The 17169-nt window shown below is 74.3% G+C and carries 16 protein-coding genes; 7 read left to right on the plus strand and 9 right to left on the minus strand.

What is annotated here, in order from left to right; genetic code table 11:
* Positions 1 to 100 precede the first annotated feature (100 nt).
* The 3 genes from BDZ31_RS01470 (at position 101) to BDZ31_RS01480 (ending at position 2351) form a co-directional block, all read left to right on the plus strand.
* The gene (locus BDZ31_RS01470) at positions 101 to 472 is read left to right on the plus strand and encodes a VOC family protein (protein WP_183338290.1); all 372 of its coding nucleotides are present in this window, start codon (positions 101 to 103) and stop codon (positions 470 to 472) included.
* Between the two features lie 120 nt (positions 473 to 592).
* On the plus strand, positions 593 to 1009 hold the full coding sequence (locus BDZ31_RS01475) for a YciI family protein (protein WP_183338292.1): 417 nt from the start codon (positions 593 to 595) through the stop codon (positions 1007 to 1009).
* A 94-nt stretch (positions 1010 to 1103) separates the two neighbouring features.
* Positions 1104 to 2351: an RNA polymerase sigma factor gene (locus tag BDZ31_RS01480; RefSeq protein WP_343075542.1), complete on the plus strand. Its 1248-nt coding sequence runs from the start codon at positions 1104 to 1106 to the stop codon at positions 2349 to 2351.
* A gap of 22 nt (positions 2352 to 2373) precedes the next feature.
* On the opposite strand, the gene BDZ31_RS25750 is transcribed toward BDZ31_RS01480, so the two are convergent.
* From BDZ31_RS25750 to BDZ31_RS01510, 6 genes are all read right to left on the minus strand, one after another.
* Entirely contained in the window at positions 2374 to 3084 is a 711-nt protein-coding gene (locus BDZ31_RS25750; protein ID WP_183338296.1) for an FCD domain-containing protein, read from the minus strand.
* Between the two features lie 27 nt (positions 3085 to 3111).
* Positions 3112 to 4638: an aminomethyl-transferring glycine dehydrogenase subunit GcvPB gene (gcvPB, locus tag BDZ31_RS01490; RefSeq protein ID WP_221242779.1), complete on the minus strand. Its 1527-nt coding sequence runs from the start codon at positions 4636 to 4638 to the stop codon at positions 3112 to 3114.
* On the minus strand, positions 4635 to 6026 hold the full coding sequence (gene gcvPA / locus BDZ31_RS01495) for an aminomethyl-transferring glycine dehydrogenase subunit GcvPA (protein WP_183338298.1): 1392 nt from the start codon (positions 6024 to 6026) through the stop codon (positions 4635 to 4637). Before gcvPA ends, gcvPB begins: the two co-directional genes overlap by 4 nt.
* Before the next feature lie 301 nt (positions 6027 to 6327).
* A complete protein-coding gene (locus BDZ31_RS01500; protein ID WP_183338300.1) occupies positions 6328 to 7839 on the minus strand; it encodes an MFS transporter in 1512 nt (503 codons plus the stop codon).
* Positions 7840 to 8058: 219 nt separating this feature from the next.
* Positions 8059 to 9123: a sigma-70 family RNA polymerase sigma factor gene (locus BDZ31_RS01505; RefSeq protein WP_183338302.1), complete on the minus strand. Its 1065-nt coding sequence runs from the start codon at positions 9121 to 9123 to the stop codon at positions 8059 to 8061.
* Positions 9120 to 9797, minus strand: coding sequence for a TetR/AcrR family transcriptional regulator C-terminal domain-containing protein (locus BDZ31_RS01510; RefSeq protein WP_183338304.1), 678 nt, complete (start codon positions 9795 to 9797; stop codon positions 9120 to 9122). The genes BDZ31_RS01505 and BDZ31_RS01510 overlap by 4 nt, the downstream gene beginning before the upstream one ends.
* Before the next feature lie 232 nt (positions 9798 to 10029).
* Between BDZ31_RS01510 and BDZ31_RS01515 the strand changes: the two genes are divergently transcribed.
* On the plus strand, positions 10030 to 11478 hold the full coding sequence (locus BDZ31_RS01515) for a DHA2 family efflux MFS transporter permease subunit (RefSeq protein ID WP_183338305.1): 1449 nt from the start codon (positions 10030 to 10032) through the stop codon (positions 11476 to 11478).
* A 6-nt stretch (positions 11479 to 11484) separates the two neighbouring features.
* Here BDZ31_RS01515 and BDZ31_RS01520 read toward each other — a convergent pair whose 3' ends face one another.
* Positions 11485 to 12831 (minus strand): NAD(P)/FAD-dependent oxidoreductase, encoded by a 1347-nt coding sequence (locus tag BDZ31_RS01520; protein WP_183338307.1) that lies wholly within the window; start codon positions 12829 to 12831, stop codon positions 11485 to 11487.
* 150 nt (positions 12832 to 12981) lie between these two features.
* Here BDZ31_RS01520 and BDZ31_RS01525 point away from each other — a divergent pair, with 150 nt between their 5' ends.
* Entirely contained in the window at positions 12982 to 13629 is a 648-nt protein-coding gene (locus BDZ31_RS01525) for an MOSC domain-containing protein (protein ID WP_183338309.1), read from the plus strand.
* A gap of 49 nt (positions 13630 to 13678) precedes the next feature.
* Here the strand turns inward: BDZ31_RS01525 and BDZ31_RS01530 are convergent, their stop codons facing one another.
* Positions 13679 to 14194, minus strand: a complete 516-nt coding sequence (locus BDZ31_RS01530; protein ID WP_343075543.1) for a GNAT family N-acetyltransferase — start codon at positions 14192 to 14194, stop codon at positions 13679 to 13681.
* A 43-nt stretch (positions 14195 to 14237) separates the two neighbouring features.
* Positions 14238 to 14555, minus strand: a complete 318-nt coding sequence (locus BDZ31_RS01535) for a hypothetical protein (RefSeq protein ID WP_183338313.1) — start codon at positions 14553 to 14555, stop codon at positions 14238 to 14240.
* 142 nt (positions 14556 to 14697) lie between these two features.
* On the opposite strand from BDZ31_RS01535, the gene BDZ31_RS01540 reads away from it, so the two are divergent.
* Together BDZ31_RS01540 and BDZ31_RS01545 are read left to right on the plus strand one after the other, a co-directional pair.
* Positions 14698 to 14934 (plus strand): hypothetical protein, encoded by a 237-nt coding sequence (locus BDZ31_RS01540; protein ID WP_183338315.1) that lies wholly within the window; start codon positions 14698 to 14700, stop codon positions 14932 to 14934.
* Between the two features lie 128 nt (positions 14935 to 15062).
* Positions 15063 to 16922: an ABC-F family ATP-binding cassette domain-containing protein gene (locus BDZ31_RS01545; RefSeq protein WP_183338317.1), complete on the plus strand. Its 1860-nt coding sequence runs from the start codon at positions 15063 to 15065 to the stop codon at positions 16920 to 16922.
* Positions 16923 to 17169 lie beyond the last annotated feature (247 nt).

Below are 17169 nucleotides of genomic sequence, written 5' to 3' on the forward strand. Positions count from 1 at the left end.
GCTGCGACGCCGCGCCACCGTCTCCGCGCTGACCGCGACCGATGAGCCGCGGCCGCGCGGGCGGTCGACAGTGCGAGCAACCAGATCTGGAGGCATCGCGATGTTCGGGCAGACGAAGGCGTTCAGCGGGTTCTCGGTCGACGACCTGGAGGCCGCGCGCCGCTTCTACGCGGAGACGCTCGGGTTGAGAGTGACCGAGGGGAACGGCCTGCTGACGCTCCACCTCGGCGGCGAGGTGCCGGTGCTGGTCTACCCGAAGGGCGATCAGCACGAGCCGGCGTCGTTCACCGTCCTCAACTTCCCGGTCGACGACGTCGACGCCGCGGTCGAGCAGCTGACCGAGCGGGGCGTGTCGTTCGAGCGCTACCCGCAGTTCGACCAGGACGAGAAGGGCGTGATGCGCGACAACGGCCCGACGATCGCCTGGTTCAAGGACCCGGCCGGCAACGTCATCTCGGTGCTGGAGGCCTGAGCACGGCAAGCGCCTGCGCGCCAACTGGCGCCGTCTGTCGAATCCGCCGGTCGCCGATTCGTCGTCTCGGTGACGGCGGAGTCGGCGAGACTTCGCGCACGACGACCAGGAGGACGGCAGATGCCGCGCTTCATGATGTTCATGCAGCCCAACGTCTCCGACGACCGATGGGAGCCGACCCCCGCGGAGGTCACGGAGATGATGACGTACAACGAGGAGCTGACGAGAGCCGGCGTGCTGCTCGCGCTCGACGGCCTCCACCCGCTCTCCGACGGCGCCCGCGTCCGCTTCGGCGGCGGCCGCGCGACGACGCTCGACGGCCCGTTCGCGGAGGCGAAGGAGGTCGTCGGCGGCTACTGGATCATCCAGGCGGGATCGCTGGAGGAGGCGACCGAGTGGGCGCGCCGCTGTCCCGCGCGCGACGGCGATCAGATCGAGGTCCGCCGCATCCAGGAGATGAGCGACTTCCCCGAGGACGTCCAGGCGGTCGCGCACCTCTCGAGCGAGCCGCCCGAGCAGACGGTCGCCGGCTCATAGGATCGGGACCGTGAGGGGCGAGGCGCGTGGAGGAGGGAGCGGCGGACCGGGCGGCGGCGACGCCGCCGCCCGCGCCCGGCGCACCGTCGACGCGATCTGGCGGATCGAGTCGCCGCGGCTGATCGCGGCGCTGACGCGGATGGTGCGCGACGTCGGCGTCGCCGAGGACCTCGCACAGGACGCGCTCGTCGCCGCGCTGGAGACGTGGCCGCGGTCGGGCGTCCCGGACAACCCGGGCGCGTGGCTGATGGCGACCGCCAAGCACCGCGCGATCGACCTGATGCGCCGCGCCCGCACCTACGAGGACAAGCGCGAGCAGGTCGAGCGCGAGGTCGGGCTCCAGTTCGCGCTCGGCGCCAGCGCGTTCGACGCCGCCCACGAGGAGGTCGGCGACGACCTGCTCGCGCTGATGTTCATCTGCTGCCACCCGCTGCTCGGCCGCGACGCCCAGGCGGCGCTGACGCTGCGGCTGCTCGGCGGCCTCACGACGAAGGAGATCGCGCGCGCCTTCCTCGCGCCCGAGGCGACGATCGGCCAGCGGATCTCGCGCGCGAAGAGAACGCTCGCCCAGGCGAGAGCGGCCTTCGAGGTCCCCGCCGGCGACGAGCTGGGAGAGCGGCTGGCGGCGGTGATGCGGGTCGTCTACCTGATCTTCAACGAGGGCTACGCGGCGACCGCCGGTGACGACTGGATCCGCCGCGACCTGTGCGAGGAGGCGCTGCGGCTCGGCCGCATGCTCGCCGAGCTGGCGCCGCGCGAGGGCGAGGTCCACGGGCTCGTCGCGCTGATGGAGATCCAGGCGTCGCGCCTGCACGCCCGCACGGGCCCCGACGGCGCGCCGATCCTGCTGCTCGACCAGGACCGCTCGCGCTGGGACCTGCTGCTGATCGGCCGCGGGCTGAAGGCGCTCGACCGCGCCGAGGCGCTCGGCGATGCGCGCGGCCCGTACGCGCTGCAGGCGGCGATCGCGGCCTGCCACGCGCGCGCCCGCACGCCGCAGGAGACCGACTGGCCGCGGATCGCGGCCCTCTACGCCGCGCTGGCGCAGGTCCAGCCGTCGCCGGTCGTCGAGCTCAACCGCGCCGTCGCGCTGGCGATGGCGTTCGGCCCCGAGGTCGGGCTGAGGCTGGCCGACGAGATCGCGGCGAGCGGCGCGCTCGACGGCTACCACCTGCTGCCGGCCGTCCGCGCCGACCTGCTCGCGAGACTGGGCCGCGCGGAGGAGGCGCGCGACGAGCTGGCGCGCGCCGCCGAGCTGACCGGCAACGAGCAGGAGCGCGGCCTGCTGCTCGCGCGCATGGCGACGCTCGGCGGCGAGGCAGCGCGCGCCAGGCGCGCCTGAGCCGCCGGCGCACCCGCGGGCGCTACCGCGGCTCTGCCGCCGGCTGCGCCAGCAGCTCGCGCGATGTCGCGACGTGGGCGCGCATCCGCTCGGCGGCGTCGTCGCCGTCGGCGGCCTCGATCGCGGCGAGGATCTCGCGGTGCCCCTCCAGCGAGACCGACGGGCGGCCGACGTGGGTCAGCGACGCGGCGGAGGTGCGGTCGACCAGCTCGGCGAGCTGGTCCATCAGATCTCTCAGCAGCGGGTTGCGGGCCGCCTCGACGATCGCGAGGTGGAAGGCGCGGTCGCCCTCGATCCCGTCCCCGCCGGCGGCGATCGACGCCTCCATCTCGTCGAGCGCGGCGCGCATCGCGTCGAGGTCGCGGTCGTCGCGGCGCTCGGCGGCCAGTCGCGCCGCCTGCGCCTCGATCCCCTCGCGCACCTCCCAGATCATCGGGTGGTCGACCTCGCTGCCGGCGATCTCGGAGGCGAGGCTGGGGATCACGTCGCGCGAGGAGCGCAGCAGGTAGACGCCGTCGCCGTGGCGGATGTCGACCAGCCCGAGCACCTTCAGCGCCGTCAGCGCCTGCCGCACCGAGGTGCGGCTGACGCCGAGCCGCGCCGCCAGCTCGCGCTCGGCCATCAGCCGGTCGCCCGGCCGCAGCTCCTGCGCGTCGATGAAGGCGCGCAGCCGTTCGACGACCTGCTCGTAGAGCGGGCTGCGCGGGATCGGTCTGAGGTCGGCGTCGGACACGGGCGGCTCGGCGTCGGCGGCTGGCGGCTACAGCGGCTGGCGGATCACCGGCCGCTTCGCCGCGCCGGCCTCGTCGAGCCGGCGGACCGGCGTGGTGTACGGGGCGTTGCGCGCGATCTCCGGATCCTCCTTCGCCTCGCGCAGGATCTCGGCGACGACCGCGGCGAAGTGGTCGAGCGTCTCCTTCGTCTCGGTCTCGGTCGGCTCCAGCAGCAGGGCCTCGTCGACCAGCAGCGGGAAGTAGACCGTCGGCGGGTGGACGCCGTGGTCGAGCAGCCGCTTGGCGAGGTCGAGCGTTCTGATCCCCAGCTCTCTCTTCATCGGCGCGCCCGACAGCACGAACTCGTGCATGCAGACGCGGTCGAAGGCGGCCGGCAGGTACTCGGCGACGCCCGCTCTTCTCAGCAGGGCGAGCAGGTAGTTGGCGTTGAGGACGGCCGTCTCCGACGCGTCTCTCAGGCCGGCGCCGCCGAGCGAGCGGATGTAGGCGTAGGAGCGGACGAAGACGCCGTAGTTGCCCTGGAAGCCGCGGAGCTTGCCGATCGACTTGGGACGGTCCTCGTCGAGGTCGAAGGTCCCATCGCCGCGCTTGACGACCTGCGGCTTGGGCAGGAACGGCTCGATCCGCTCCGAGACGGCGATCGGGCCGGCGCCGGGGCCGCCGCCGCCGTGCGGCTGCGTGAACGACTTGTGCAGGTTGAAGTGCACGATGTCGAAGCCCATGTCGCCCGGACGGGTGATCCCCATGATCGCGTTGAGGTTGGCGCCGTCGTAGTAGAGCGTCGCGCCGACCCCGTGGACGATCTGCGCGATCTCCTCGATGTTGCGGTCGAAGACCCCGAGCGTGTTGGGGTTGGTCAGCATCAGGCAGGCGACCGACTCGTCGGCCTTCGCGCGCAGGTCGTCGACGTCGACCCCGCCGTCGGGCGCGGTCCCGACCTTGACGACCTCGTAGCCGGCCATCGTCACCGTCGCCGGGTTGGTGCCGTGGGCGGTGTCGGGGGTGAGGACCTTCGTGCGCTTCTCGCCGCGGTCCTCGTGGTAGGCGCGCGTCAGCAGCAGGCCGGCCAGCTCGCCGTGCGAGCCGGCGGAGGGCTGGAGCGAGACGTGCGGCAGCCCCGCCACCTCGGCGAGCGCCTCCTGCAGGCCGTGCATCAGCTCCAGCGCGCCCTGCGCCCGCTTCGGGTCCTGCAGCGGGTGCAGCCGGGCGTTGCCGGGCAGGCCGGCGACCCGCTCGTGCAGCTTCGGGTTGTGCTTCATCGTGCACGAGCCGAGCGGGTAGAAGCCGGTGTCGAGGTCGAAGTTGCGCTTCGACAGGCGGTTGTAGTGGCGCACGATCTCCGGCTCGGAGACCTCCGGCAGCGCGGCCGGCGTCGTGCGCAGGAAGCGCTGCGGGATCAGCTCGGCGAGCGGTCGCTCGGGCACGTCGAGCGGCGGGGCGGCGAAGGCGCGGCGGCCGGGGACCGAGCGCTCGTAGATCGTCGTCGCGTCGTCGCGCTGGAACGGGATGCCCGTCTGCGGCGCGTCGGCGATCTTGTCGAAGGTCGCGCTCATCGTCCCGCCTCCGCGCCGGCGCCGACGGTGGCGCGTCGGTGGGCGGCGACGGCGCCCGCGAGCGCGTCGGCGAAGCGGTCGATCTCGGCCTTCGAGCGCTGCTCGGTGATCGCGACCAGCAGGCCGTCGGCGTATTCGTCGTAGCTGCGGCCGAGGCGGTAGCCGGCGTTGATCCCCTGCGCGGCGAGCTGCTCGACGACCGCCTCGACGTCGGCGTCGAGCCGCAGCGCGAACTCGCGCACGACCGGCGCGTCGTGGAGCGCCGTGACGCCGTCGATCGCGGTCAGTCGCTCGCGCGCGTAGGCGGTCCGGCGCACGAGCAGCTCGCCCAGCTCGACGAGCCCCTCGCGGCCGAGCCACGACAGGTAGATGACGCCCGCGAGCGCGTTGAGCGCCTGCGCGGTGCAGATGTTCGAGGTCGCCTTCTCGCGGCGGATGTGCTGCTCGCGCGTCTGCAGCGTCAGCACGAAGCCGCGGCGGCCGTCGACGTCGGTCGTCTCGCCGGCGATGCGGCCGGGCATGCGGCGGATGTGCTCCTGCGCGGCGGCGAAGAAGCCGAACGACGGGCCGCCGAAGTCGAGCCGGTTGCCGAGCGTCTGGCCCTCGCCGACGGCGATGTCGACGCCCTGCTCGCCGGGCGGCTGGAGGATCCCGAGCGGGATCGGGTCGCAGGCGCAGATCACGAGCGCGCCGTGCTCCTTGGCGACGGCGGTCAGCGCCGCGACGTCCTCGACCGAGCCGAGGAAGTTCGGCTGCTGCAGGACGACCGCCGAGACGTCGTCGGCGAGCGCGGCCTTCAGCGCCTCCAGGTCGGTGACGCCGTCGGTCAGCGGGATCTCCTCGACCGTCTGGCCGTAGCCGTGGGAGAGCGTCTCGAGCGTCTCGCGGCTGTGCGGGTGGACGCCGCGGGAGGCGAGCACGCGCGGGCGGCCGTTGGTCAGCTTCGCGAGGTAGCCGGCGGCGCCGACGGCGCTCGGACCCTCGTAGACGGAGGCGTTGGAGACCGGCAGGCCGGTCAGCTCGCTGATCGCCGTCTGGTACTCGAACATCACCTGCAGCCCGCCCTGCGAGATCTCCGGCTGGTAGGGCGTGTAGGGCGTGAGGAACTCCGAGCGCAGGATGATCGAGTCGATCAGCGCCGGCACGTAAGAGTCGTACATCCCGGCGCCGAGGAAGCTCACCTCGTCCTCGGCCGAGACGTTCCTGGCGGCGAGGTCGCGCAGGTGGGCGTAGACCTCCTGCTCGGACAGCCCCGCGGGCAGGTCGAGGCCGCGCCCCAGCCGCAGCGCGGCGGGGATGTCGGCGAACAGCGCCTCGACCGAGTCGACGCCGATCGCGTCGAGCATCGCGCGACGGTCGGCGTCAGTGACGGAGGTGTACGTGCTCATGCGTGCTCGGCGCCCTTTCTGGAGCAGGTCATGCCGCGGCGGTCGCGGAACGGGGGAATGGCTGGTCGTCCAGAGGTTGGACCACTGGAACAGAACGGTAGCGAACCGGCGGGCGGATCGGGCGACGCCGGCGGCGCAGGCGACGCGGGCGACACACGCGGCGCGCGCGGTGCAGGCGCCACCGGCGGCGCAGGCGAGGCAGGCGCCACGGGCGACGCGGGCCGCGCGGCGGCGCCGGCGATCAGCGGCGCGACGCGGGGCGCCGTCGCCGCCACCCACGCGCCGCGCAGGGCGCCGAGGTTCACGCCGCCTCCGCGCGCACCGGCGCCGGACGCCGCTCGCCCCGCCCGCCGCCGCCCACTGCCCGCTCGCCGGACGCCGCCGCGCCGGCCTCGGCCGGGCGGCTCGGGCGCAGCACGGTCAGCGCGACGACCAGCGCGACCGCCGCGAGGCCGGCGCCGATCAGGAAGGCGAAGTGGAAGCCGCCGGTCAGCGCCGCGAGCTGCCCGTCGCCCTGCTGCGCGAGCCTGTCGGCGCGGGTCGCCGACAGCGTCGCCAGCACCGCCAGCCCGACGGCGCCGCCGACCTGCGCGGTCGTGTTGACGAGGCCGGAGGCGAGCCCCGCCTCGTCCGGGCGCGCGCCCGACATCGCGAGGTTCATCAGCGCCGGGAAGGCGAGGCCGGCGCCGAGGCCGAGCAGCACCATCACCGGCAGCAGGTCGACCCAGTAGTCGCCGGCGACCGGGACGCGCGCGAACCACAGCAGCGCCGCGGCGATCGCGACGATCCCCGGCAGCATCGTCGCGCGGGCGCCGTAGCGGGTGACGAGCCGCTCGGAGTAGCCGATCGACAGCGTCCCCATCACCAGCGTCGCCGGCAGGAAGGCGAGGCCGGTCCGCAGCTCGTCGTAGCCGAGCACGCGCTGGAGGTAGAGCGCGCCGAGGAAGAACATCCCGAACATCCCGGCGACGAGCAGGATCTGGATCGCGTTGGCGCCCGAGACGTTCGCGGAGCGGAAGATCCGCAGCGGCACGAGCGGGTTGCGCGCGGTCGCCTCGCGCGCGACGAAGGCGGCGAGCAGCGCCAGCGCGACGGCGCCGAACAGCAGCGTCGGGGCGGCGCCCCAGCCCTCCTCGGCGGCCGGCTTGACGATCGTGTAGACGCCGAGCATCAGCGCGCCGGTGACCAGCAGGGCGCCGGGCGCGTCGGTGCCGTGGCCGAGCCCGAGGCCCGGCTCGTCGGCGAGCAGGCGCGCGGCGAGCAGCGCCGTGCCGATCCCGATCGGCAGGTTGACGAAGAAGATCCAGTGCCACGAGATCGACTGCGTGATCGCGCCGCCGGCGAGCAGCCCGATCGAGCCGCCGGCCGAGGCGACGAAGGCGAAGACGCCGATCGCCTTCGCCTGCTCCCGCGGCGCGGGGAACATCGTCACGATCATCCCAAGGATCACCGCCGAGGTCATCGCGCCGCCGGCGCCCTGCACGAAGCGGGCGACGACGAGCATCCCGCTGCTCTGCGCCAGCCCGCACAGCAGCGAGGCGAAGGTGAACAGCGCGAGGCCGGCGAGGAAGATCCGCTTGCGGCCGACGAGGTCGCCGATCCGCCCGGCGAGCAGCAGCAGCCCGCCGAACGCGATCATGTACGCGTTGACGACCCACGCGAGGCCGGACTGCGAGAAGCCGAGGTCGTCCTGGATGTCGGGCAGCGCGACGTTCACGACGGTCGCGTCGAGCACGATCATCAGCATGCCGGTGCAGAGGACGTAGAGGGCGATCCAGCGCCTGCGATCCGGTGGTGCGGTGGTGGCGGTCATCACGAGCTCCATGCGTCGGGGTCGTGAGTAGGACCGACCCCCGCCGCCGAACTCATCGCCGGCCGCGCCCGCGTCGGCGCGGCGCCGCTCGCTCGCCGCGCCGCTCTGCGCCCGACCGCGGCGCCGCTCGCCGCCGCGCCGCTCCCGCCGCGCCGCTCGCCGGCCGCGCCTGCGTCGCCGCGGGCGCCGCTCCCCGCGCGCGCCGCCTCGCCCCGCCTCCTACGCCGGCAGCGACGCCGGCAGGCCGAAGCGCGTGAAGAGCGCGGGGCTGACGAAGCCGGTGATCTCGGCGATCCGGCCCGCTCTCAGCGTCAGCACCTGGAGGACGGTCGGCATGTGCGCGCCCTCGGACTCGACCCAGCTGTAGGTGCCGAAGGCCGGCTGGCCGTTGGCGGTCGTCGGCACGACCTTGACGCGGCGGCGGCCGAGCGAGTCGTAGACGCGGCCGTTGAAGGCCCACTCGCGCAGGAAGACGACGATCTGCTCGTCGCGGTACCAGGTCGCCATCGGCGGCATCGTCAGGACGGCGTCGTCGGCGAGCATCGCGACGACCGCCTCGACGTCGCCGCGCTGCCAGGCGTCGACGTAGCCCTCGACGACCTCGCGCAGTCCGTCGTCTCCGAGCGCCCGCAGCGTCTCCTGCTGCGACTGCTCCGGCAGCTTGTCGTCGACCGCTCTGCGCGCCCGCTGGAGCGCGCTGTTGACCGACGGGACGGTCGTCTCGAGCGAGTCGGCGACCTCCTTGGCGGAGAAGCCGAGCACCTCGCGCAGGATCAGCACGGCGCGCTGGCGGGCCGGCAGGTGCTGCATCGCGGCGACGAACGCCAGCTCGACGCTCTCGCGCTGCTCGTAGCGGGCCTCCGGCGCGGCGAGCCCGTCGGGGATCGCGAGCGGGTCGTCGGGGAACGGCTCGATCCAGACGGTCTCGCTCAGCGGCGCGCCGGGGCCGGGCGCGGCGTCGGCGGGCGGGCCGTACTCGAGCGGCGTCGTCCGTCTCGGCCGCTTGCCGATCAGGTCGAGGCAGGTGTTCGTCGCGATCCGGTAGAGCCACGAGCGCAGCGAGCTGCGCGCCTCGAAGCGGCCGATCGCCCGCCAAGCGCGCAGCAGCGCGTCCTGGAGCGCGTCCTCGGCGTCGTGGATCGAGCCGAGCATCCGGTAGCAGTGGGCGAGCAGCTCGCCGCGGTAGCGCTCGACGAGCTGCTGGAAGGCGCGCTCGTCGCCGCCGCGGGCGGCCTCCAGCTGCAGCTTCTCGGTCGTCGTGGGCGTGATCGGTCCGGGGCTCATCGTCTCTCCAGGAAGCGGCGCTCGATGCCGTCGAGCAGCACGTCGAGGGCGGCGTCGAACGAGGTGTCGTGCGGTCTTCCGCGCATCGCCGGGAAGACCTTCGCCATCTGCGGGAACGAGCCGGGATCGGCTCTGGACAGCTGCTGCTCCAGCGCGGCGTCCTCGCGCAGCGTGACGACGTGGAGCGCATGGCCCATCGTCCACTCGTGGACGATCCGCAGCGCCGTCCACGCGTCGGCCGGGTCGATCCCGAGGCCGGCGACCGCGGTCGCCGACTGCTCGGCGCGGCGCAGGTGGTTGGGCCCGACGCGCGGCCCGCGCCCGAAGGCGCTCAGCATCCACGGGTGGGCGAGGTAGGCGGCGAAGGCCTGGCGCGCGATCGCCCCGATCGCCTCGCGCCAGCCGCTCGGCAGCTGCGGCACGATCAGCTCCGCCGAGACCTCGTCGAGCATCAGCGCGACGAGGTCGTCCTTGGAGGCGATGTGCGTGTAGAGGCTCATCGGCCGCGCGCTCAGCGCCGCGGCGACTCTGCGGATCGAGACGGCGTCGAGTCCCTCGGCGTCGGCGATCTCCAGCGCCGCGGCGACGATCGTCGCGCGCGTCAGCCCGCCCCTCGCGGCCGCGCCGCCCGCGACGGCCTCGCTCCACTCCAGCTCTGACGCGCGATTGGGCACGGCCTCCGAGCCTACCGACCGTTCCGCGCGCCGCTCCCCGCGCCCGCGCGCCGTCCCGCGCGCCGTCCCGCCGACGCTCGTGCCCTCCCGGCCTACGCGCCCTCCCGCCGACGCTCGCGCCCCGCGCCCTCCCGCCGGCGCCCGCATTGGCCTTCCGCACGTGCTCAAGACGTGCAGAAAGCCAATGCGCCACTGCCGTACACCGTATCGGCCGTGCGATACGGTGTACGGCATGACCATCGAGACTGCCCCTCGGCCCGCTTCCGACCGCGCGCTCCGCGCCGTCGCGGGCGTCGTCGTGCTCGGGGGATTCCTGACGATCCTCGACACGACCGTCGTCACCGTCGCCGTCGACACGCTCGCGCGCGGGCTGGATGCGCCGCTGGCGACGATCCAGTGGGTCACGACCGCCTACCTGCTGGCGCTCACGGCGACGATCCCGCTGACCGGCTGGGCCGCCGACCGCTTCGGCGCCGCCCGTCTGTTCGCCGCCGCCGTCGCGCTCTTCACCGCCGGCTCGGCGCTCGCGGCGGCGGCGTGGTCGGCCGAGTCGCTGATCGCCGCCCGTGTCGTGCAGGGACTCGGCGGCGGGGCCGTGCTGCCGGCCGGGATCACGTTGATCGGCCAGGTCGCCGGGCCGGAGCGAATGGGCCGGGCGATGAGCGCGGTCGGCGTGCCGATGCTGCTCGGGCCGGCGCTCGGTCCGGTGTTCGGCGGTTGGCTGCTCGACGTCGCGTCGTGGCGCTGGATCTTCCTCGTCAACCTGCCGGTCGGACTGCTCACGCTGGCGCTCGGGGCCCAGCTGCTGCCGGCCGAGCGGCCGACCCGCCCGGCGCAGCAGCTCGACGTGCGCGGCCTCGCGCTGCTGTCGCCCGGCATGGCCCTGCTCGTCTACGGCCTGTCGAAGACGGCCGCGAGCGATCCCGGCGCAGCGCACGCCGTCGTCCCGACCGTCACCGGCCTCGCCCTCGTGGCGCTGTTCACGGCCCATGCGCTGCGCCGCCGCCCCGGCTCCGCCACGGCGGTCGGCGACGGCCCCACCAGCGGCCGCCCCGAGCCCCTGCTCGACCTCCGCCTCCTGCGCGTCCCGTCGGTCGCCGCCTCGGCGGTCGCGCTGCTGCTGCTCGGCGGCGCATTCCTCGGGACGCTCTTCCTGCTGCCGCTCTATTTCCAACAGGTCCGCGGCGAGTCGCCGCTCGACACCGGTCTGCTGCTGCTCGGGCAGGGGCTCGCCGCGGCGCTCGCGATGCACCTCGCCGGCCGCGCGGCGGAGCGGTTCGGCGCCGGGCGGGTCGTCGTCGCCGGCCTCGTGCCGTTCGCGCTCGCGCTCGCGGCGCTGACGCAGGTCGGCGAGACGACCTCCTATCTCGCGGTCGAGGGCGCGCTGCTGCTGTTCGGCGTCGGGATGGGGACGACGATGATGACCGCGATGACCGCCGCCTACCGGACGCTCGCCCGGCCGCAGGTCGCGCGCGCGACGGCGCTGCTGACGATCGTCCAGCGCCTCGGCAGCTCGCTCGGCGTCGCGCTCGTCGCCGTCTCGCTCCAGCGCGGCGGCGCGGGCGCCGCGGGCGCTGCACCGGCCGGCGCCTTCGCCGACACCTTCCGCTGGCCGCTGCTGCTCGTCCTGCTGGCGCTGCCGGCGGCCGCGCTGCTCACGCGCGAGGCGCGGCGGACATGACCGCGCCTACGCGTGGACGCGGACCCGCTCGGGAGCGGGGGCGGCGCGCGCGGAGCTGTCGAGGCTGGTCTGGCTGATCAGCCGCTCGCGGCGGTTGCGGGCGACGATCGTCCACATCCAGCGGGCGACCGCCTCGAAGCGGTTGCCCCAGCCGACGAGGTAGGCGATGTGGACGAAGCCCCAGATGTAGAAGGCGAGCAGGCCGGTCAGCTTCATGCCGAAGACGTTCGCGACCGCGTGGGTGCGGCCGATCGTCGCCATCGTCCCCTTGTCCTTGTACCTGAAGGCCGGCGGCTCGGGCTGCTCGCCGATGCGGGCGGCGATCACCTTGCCGACGTGGCGCCCCTCCTGGATCGCGGCCTGCGCGACGCCGGGGACGCCCGGCCGCGCGACCATGTCGCCGATCGCGAAGACCTCGGGATGGACCGGCAGCGTCAGGTCGTGGCGGACGAGCAGGCGGCCGGCGCGGTCGGTGCTCGTCCCCGACGCCTCGGCCAGCATCGCGGCCAGCGGCGACGCCTGCACGCCGGCGGCCCACAGGACGGTCCGCGACGGGACGCGGCGCTCGCCCGCCTCGTCGCGCACGTCGATGCCGTCCGCGTCGATCCCGACGGCCATCGCGCCGAGCTCGACGTCGACGCCGAGCTTGCGCAGGTCCTTCTCGGCGTGGCGACGGAGCTTCTCCGGGAACGGCGGCAGGACGCTCGGCGCGGCGTCGAGCAGCACGACCCTCGCCTCGCGCGGGTCGAACGAGCGATGCTCCTTCTTGAGGATCTTGCGCGCGAGGATCGCGATCTGGCCGGCCAGCTCGACGCCGGTCGGGCCGGCGCCGACGACGACGAACGTCAGCAGCGCCGCGCGCTCCTCCGGCGTCTGCGCCTGCTCGGCCTGCTCGAACGCGAGCAGGATGCGGCTGCGGACGCGGTTGGCGTCGTCGAGCGTCTTCATGCCGGGGGCGTCGGGCGCCCACTCGTCGTGGCCGAAGTAGGAGTGGGTCGCGCCGGCGGCGACGATCAGCGTGTCGTAGGGGACCTCCAGCTCGTGCTGGCCGGCCACCTGGACGACTCTCTGCTCGAGGTCGAAGCCGTGGACGTCGCCCATCAGCACCCGGACGTTGTCCTGGCCGCGGAAGAGGCTGCGCATCGCCGGGGCGATCTGGCCGGGCGAGAGCATGCCCGTCGCGACCTGGTAGAGCAGCGGCTGGAAGAGGTGGTGGTTGTTGCGGTCGATGAGGGTGACGTCGACCGGCAGCCGCCTCAGGGCCTTGGCGGCGCGCACGCCGCCGAAGCCGCCGCCGACGATCACGACGCGATGCCGCCGTCTCTCGTCGTTGTCCTTCGAAGTCCACCCCATGAGCCTCTGTCCTTCTCGATCACATTCGACCAGGCACACACATTGAAAAGCGGTGACAGTCCGGCCTCTGTGAGATCGCTCGCACAGACGCGCACGCGACGAGAGGGGTGCCGATCGCCACGAGCGCGCGGCCGGCTACGCTCCACCGCGATGGCCACCCTCCTCTCCGTCAACGTCGCCAGGCCGGAGCCGATCGGGCTGCGCAGGGGCCGGCCGGTCCCGAGCGCGATCGCCAAGCGGCCGGTCGAGGGACGCGTGCGGGTCGAGGGCGTCAACGTCGCCGGCGACGACCAGGCCGACCGGATCGCCCACGGCGGCCCCGACAAGGCCGTCTACGCCTATGCGCGCGAGGACGCCGACTGGTGGGCCGGCGAGCTGGGACGCGAGATCCCGCACGGCATGTTCGGCGAGAACCTGACGACCACCGGCGTCGACTGCACGAACGCCGTGATCGGCGAGCAATGGCGGATCGGCACGGTGCTGCTGGAGGTCTGCCAGCCGCGCGTCCCCTGCTTCAAGCTCGGCCTTCGCTTCGACGACCCGCAGATGCTGAAGCGGTTCGCGCAGGCGTCGCGGCCGGGCGCCTACCTGCGGATCGTCGAGGAGGGCGAGCTCGGCGCCGGCGACGCCGTCGAGCTGCTCGACCGCCCCGACCACGGCGTGACGATCCGGCTCGTCTCCGACGCGATGCTGCTCGACGAGGAGCTGCTGCCCCGCACGCTCGCCGCGCCGCAGCTCCCGGAGCGCCTGCGCGGCTGGATCGAGCAGCGCGCGGAGCAGCCGGACGCGGCGCAGTAGCCGGCCAGCGCCGCCGGCGACCGGCGTCGCGACCCGGGCGCGGCCCCTCCTACGGCCCGATCAGCTCGCCGGCGAGCAGGTCCATCAGCAGCCCGTCGCGCCAGACGCCGTCGGGGTCGCGCCAGTAGCTGCGCAGCACGCCGACCGGCTTGAAGCCGAGCCGCTCGTAGGCGCGGATCGCGTTGCCGTTGGCCGCCGCCGGGTCGATCGTGATGCGGTGGTGGCCGCGCGCCTCGAACAGGTGGCGCGCGAGCGCGGCGATCGCCTCGGGGCCGTAGCCGCGGCCTTGGTGGTCCGGGTGGAGCGCGAGGTCGATCCCGGCGTGGCGGAAGTCGGGCTCGTTCTCCTCCCAGCTCTGGATCACGCCGATCGTCTCGCCCCCGTCGCGCAGCTCGATCGCGTAGCTGTCGGTGCCCTCCTCCGGGGCGACGGCGTCGTCGAGGTTGCCGTCGGGATCGCCCCACCAGCGCGCCACCTCGGGCGCCGCGAGGATCTCGCGCATGCGCTCGCGGTCGCCCTCCCCGGCCGCCCGCAGCCGGACCCGTCTGCCCTCGATCACGGGCAGGTCGGCACGGAGGGGATGCCGAGCGTGTGCCCGACGCGTGGCGTCACGATCTGCAGCCATCGCCCCAGCGCGGAAAAGCGATCCCGTCGAGCACACGCTGTGCTTGTCGGCGCAGCGCTGCTCCGCTCGGCGGCGCCGCGATGTCCACGCTGACTTCGACGTAGTAGTCCGAGTCGCGCGCACCGCGCGCCGAGTACTCGACGACGTCCGGTCGTCCCTCCAGCGTGCCGCGCTGCATCTCGCTCAGACGCAGCGAAGCCTGCGTCAAGCGTGGGTAGCCCGCTGACGGTTGCACGCCCTCGCACAGTCGCTCGTCCGCTCTCCCGCCGGGCGCTCGTCGAAGCAGCAGCACCGTCACCATCGCGCCCGGTCTTCGGAGGTCGCCTGCAGGGCCGGTGCGACCAGTGAACTCCACGCCACGAGTGGCAGCGTACGCATCGGCGACCGCGCCCCGGCGTGTGAGCGCCGCGTCCTCGCGGACGACATGCCACCCACGCGGGAGCGTGTCGAACCTGGCCGCTTCGACCGTCGTCGCCGCTCGGCGCTCCGCGCGTGCGTCGTCGTCCGTGTCGCTGTCTGAAGCACAACCGCCGAACGCGATCATCGCGCACGCCAGCAGGCAACCGAGCGTCAACGTCCCGAATCCCGTCACGCTTGCCTCCCTCCCGCTGTTGATGCAACGCCTTGGCGATGATCTCAAAGCATGCGAACAGAACATGGCGCGCAAACCGATCGGCTGACCGCAGCCTCCGACGTGAACCCGGCCGACGCTTTGTAGAACCGGAGCTCCGATCGGCGGCGCCCGGCCGCCCGGTCCACCGGTCTGACCGCGCCGGGCCGGCGGCTTGCGGCAGGATTCCCGGAGCCCATGGCCGCCGCTCCGCGCAACCTCGTCAACCTCAAGTCGGCTTCGAAGGGCTTCGCCGCGCGCACGATCCTCGACGACGTGACGCTCGGCGTCGCCGCCGGCGACCGGATCGGGATCGTCGGCCGCAACGGCCACGGCAAGTCGACGCTGCTGCAGCTGATCGCTGGGACCGAGCAGCCCGACGGCGGCGCCGTCACGCGCGTCAACGGGCTCGACGCCGCGCTGCTCGGCCAGGGCGACGAGCTCGACGGCGCCAAGACGATCCGCGCGGAGCTGGTCGACGGCCGCGCCGACCACGAGTGGCAGGCCGACCGGCGCTTCCGCGGGGTGCTCGACGGCCTCCTTGGCGGCGTCGCGCTCGACCGCTTCCCGCAGGGCCTCGACACGCCGATCGCGCCGCTGTCCGGCGGCGAGCGGCGGCGGATCGCGCTCGCGCGCCTGCTGCTCGGCGATCCCGAGCTGCTGCTGCTCGACGAGCCGACCAACCACCTCGACGTCGAGGGGATCGACTGGCTGGCGCGCCACCTCGCCGGCCGCCGCGGCTCGCTCGTCGTGATCACCCACGACCGCTGGTTCCTCGACGCCGTCTGCACCCACACGTGGGAGGTCTCCGACGGCGCCGTCCACCAGTACGAGGGCGGCTACGCGGCGTACACGCTCGCGCGCGCCGAGCGCGACCGGCAGGAGGCGGCGCGCGACGCCCGCCGCCGCCAGCTGCTGCGCAAGGAGCTGGCGTGGCTGCGGCGCGGGCCGCCGGCGCGCACCTCCAAGCCGAAGTTCCGCATCGAGGCCGCCAACGCGCTGATCGCCGACGAGCCCGACCCGCGCAACACCGTCGAGCTGCTGCGCTTCTCCAGCGCGCGGCTCGGCGGCAAGGTGCTGGAGGCCGAGGAGGTGACCGTCAGCTTCGGCGAGCGCACGCCGCTGCGGCGCGTCACGTGGCGGCTGGGGCCGGGCGACCGCGTCGCGCTGGTCGGCGTCAACGGCTCCGGCAAGACGACGTTGATGAACGTGCTCGGCGGCGAGCTGGAGCCGGCGAGCGGGAGGGTCGAGCGCGGCCAGACGGTCCGCCTCGCCCACCTGACGCAGGACGCCGTCGAGCTGCCCGGCGACCGGCGCGTGCTGGAGTCGCTGGAGGAGGTGCGCGGGCGGATCGCGCTCGCCGACGGCAGAGAGCTGACCGCCGGCGGCCTCTGCGACCGCTTCGGCTTCCGCGGCGAGCGGGCGCGCACGCTGGTGAGGGACCTGTCAGGCGGCGAGCGGCGGCGGCTGCAGCTGATGCGGCTGCTGATGGGCGAGCCGAACGTGCTGCTGCTCGACGAGCCGACCAACGACCTCGACGTCGACACGCTCGCGGCGCTGGAGGACCTGCTCGACGAATGGCCCGGCACGCTGGTCGTCGTCAGCCACGACCGCTACTTCGTCGAGCGCGTCTGCGACGACGTCTACGCGCTCGGCACCGACGGCTCGATCCGCCACCTGCCCGGCGGGATCGAGCAGTACGTCGAGCAGCGGCGGACGGCGGGCGGGGGCGCGGGCGGCGGTGGCGCGCGCGGCGGGCGCGGCGGCCCCGGCGGCGGAGGCGCCAGCGGGCGCGGCGGCGGGAACGGCGCCAGCGGGAAGGCCGGCGGTGAGAAGGCCGGCGCGATCATCCGCGCCGCCCGCAAGGAGGTCCAGCGGACCGAGCGCCAGCTCGACAGAGTCGCGGCGCGCGAGGCCGCGCTGCACGAGGAGATGGCCGCCGCCGCGACCGACCACGGCCGCCTGCGCGAGCTGAACGACCAGCTCGCCGCGCTCGCCGCCGAGCGCGAGCAGTTGGAGGCCGCCTGGCTCGAGGCCTCCGAGGCGCTCGAGGGGTAGCGAGAGCGGCCCGACCGCAGGGCGCCGCGAACGACGCGCCCGACGTGAAGACCCGCTGCGCCGGCGCGCCCCAGGTCTGGCCCGCCGGCGCGCATCGGGTCTGGGCCGCCGGCGCGCGCCAGGTCTGGCCCGCCGGCGCGCGCCAGGTCTGGCCCGCCGGCGCGCGCCAGGTCTGGCCGGCCGGCGCGCGCGGGTCCGGTCGGCCGACCGCGAGGGTGGCCGCGGCGACGGTTGTCCGGAATGCTGT

The sequence above is a fragment of the Conexibacter arvalis genome (assembly GCF_014199525.1).
In the GTDB taxonomy this organism is placed as follows: domain Bacteria; phylum Actinomycetota; class Thermoleophilia; order Solirubrobacterales; family Solirubrobacteraceae; genus Conexibacter; species Conexibacter arvalis.